The 2,131-nt window shown below is 48.0% G+C and carries 4 protein-coding genes and 1 pseudogene (1 of these 5 only partly in view); all 5 read right to left on the reverse strand.

The annotated features are described in order from the left end of the window. On the reverse strand, positions 1 to 179 hold the 5' portion of the coding sequence (gene rpsS, locus J5F18_RS20420) for a 30S ribosomal protein S19 (RefSeq protein WP_346300315.1). The gene continues 142 nt to the left of window position 1, outside the view; 179 of the gene's 321 nt are visible here — the first part of the coding sequence; the start codon lies at positions 177 to 179; its stop codon lies off the left edge, out of view. An 18-nt stretch (positions 180 to 197) separates the two neighbouring features. Then, positions 198 to 927: pseudogene (rplB, locus tag J5F18_RS20425) on the reverse strand (50S ribosomal protein L2). 17 nt (positions 928 to 944) lie between these two features. Next, the gene (rplW, locus tag J5F18_RS20430) at positions 945 to 1,247 is read right to left on the reverse strand and encodes a 50S ribosomal protein L23 (RefSeq protein WP_126794504.1); all 303 of its coding nucleotides are present in this window, start codon (positions 1,245 to 1,247) and stop codon (positions 945 to 947) included. Further along, a complete protein-coding gene (gene rplD, locus J5F18_RS20435) occupies positions 1,244 to 1,849 on the reverse strand; it encodes a 50S ribosomal protein L4 (RefSeq protein ID WP_346300316.1) in 606 nt (201 codons plus the stop codon). Before rplD ends, rplW begins: the two co-directional genes overlap by 4 nt. An 18-nt stretch (positions 1,850 to 1,867) precedes the next feature. Continuing rightward, positions 1,868 to 2,131, reverse strand: a 264-nt coding sequence (rplC, locus tag J5F18_RS20440; protein ID WP_346300317.1) for a 50S ribosomal protein L3, incomplete at its 5' end; no start/stop codon positions are given.

Here is a 2,131-nt window from a genome sequence, read left to right on the forward strand (position 1 = left end):
ACTGGAACGTGCTGACGACCGTTATGTACAGCGATGGTCAAACCAATCATATCTGGAATGATCATTGAACGACGGGACCAAGTCTTAATTGGCTTCTTGTCCCCGCTTTCCATCGCCTTCTCCACCTTCTTAAGTAGGTGAAGGTCAATAAATGGACCTTTTTTAAGAGAACGTGGCATTTTAAAACCCCTTGCCTATTACTTAGTGCGACGACGCACGATGTACTTGCTGGTACGCTTGTTCTTACGAGTCTTATAACCCTTCGTAGGAACACCCCATGGAGTAACCGGATGACGGCCTCCAGAAGTCCGGCCTTCACCACCACCGTGTGGGTGATCAACCGGGTTCATTGCAACACCACGAACGGTAGGACGAACACCGCGCCAGCGTGTAGCACCCGCTTTACCGAGTTGCTTCAGCATGTGCTCAGCGTTACCTACTTCACCGATAGTTGCACGGCAATCTGCGAGGATTTTCCGTGCCAGGCTTCATTTCGATCGCGTGGATAACAGCACCCACTGGGATGTTGCGCAATGGTAACGTGTTACCTGCTTTGATAGGTGCATCTGAACCAGATACAACTTTATCGCCAGCAGTTAGGCCCTTAGGAGCCAAGATGTAACGACGCTCACCATCAGCGTACAATACTAAAGCGATGTTTGCAGACCGGTTAGGATCATACTCAATACGCTCTACAGTTGCAGGAATACCGTCTTTGTTACGTTTGAAATCAACCAAACGATAGTGATGCTTATGACCACCACCAATGTGACGTACGGTAATCCGGCCATTATTGTTACGACCACCATTTTTGCTGTTCTTTTCCAGCAATGGGGCGTATGGCTTGCCTTTGTACAGGTCCTGACCAACGACTTTTACGACGTGGCGACGACCCGGGGACGTAGGCTTCTGTTTAACAACAGCCATCTTCAATATCCTCCTGTTTACTCAGCGCCGCCGACGAAATCGATGTCAGCACCTTGGCCCAGGGTCACGTAAGCTTTTTTCCAATCGCTACGCTTACCTTGGCGCATTCCGAAACGTTTGGTTTTACCCTTAACGTTCAGTGTGCGTACACCAGTGACTTCGACTTCAAACAGTTTCTCTACCGCAGCTTTGATTTCTGATTTAGTCGCGTCTTTTGCTACTTTGAATACAACAGTGTTGTTTTCTTCAGCAGAGACTGTCGCTTTTTCAGAAACGTGAGGCGCCAAAATGACTTTCAGCAAACGTTCTTCGCGCATCATGACAATGTCTCCTCAAGCTGCTTAACTGCGTCCGCAGTGAACAGAACTTTATCGAATGCGATTAAGCTAACCGGATCGATACCCTGAACGTCACGAACATCAACTTTATGCAGGTTGCGTGAAGCAAGGAACAAATTCTCGTCCAGATCTTTAGTAATGATCAGAACGTCATTCAATTCCATGTCTTTCAACTTAGCAACCAACTGCTTGGTTTTTGGTGAATCGATACCAAAATTTTCTACTACAAGTAAACGATCTTGGCGTACTAGCTCAGAAAGAATGCTTTTCAGAGCGCCACGATACATTTTCTTGTTCACCTTCTGGCTGTGGTTCTGTGGTTTTGCAGCGAAAGTTACGCCACCAGAACGCCAGATTGGGCTACGAATAGTACCTGCACGAGCACGGCCAGTACCTTTTTGGCGCCATGGCTTTTTGCCACCGCCAGATACTTCAGAACGCGTCTTCTGTGCTTTACTACCTTGACGTGAGCCAGCTGCATAGGCCACTACAACCTGATGCACCAAAGCTTCATTGTATTCACGTCCAAAGGTAGCTTCGGAAACTTCAAGAGCGCCTTTCGCGTCTTTTAATGCTAATTCCATCACTAATCTCCTCAGACGTTACGCTTTGACCGCTGGCTTCACGATGACATCGCCACCAGAAGCTCCAGGGACTGCACCCTTAACCAGGATCAAGTTGCGCTCAGCGTCAACACGGACGACTTCAAGGGACTGAACAGTTACCTGTTTGTTACCCATTTGGCCGGCCATTTTCTTACCTTTAAATACTTTACCAGGTGACTGGTTTTGACCAATTGAACCCGGAGCACGATGCGATAACGAGTTACCGTGTGTAGCGTCCTGAGTTGCAAAGTTCCAGCGCTT

It is taken from the genome of Halomonas sp. BM-2019, from assembly GCF_017584085.1.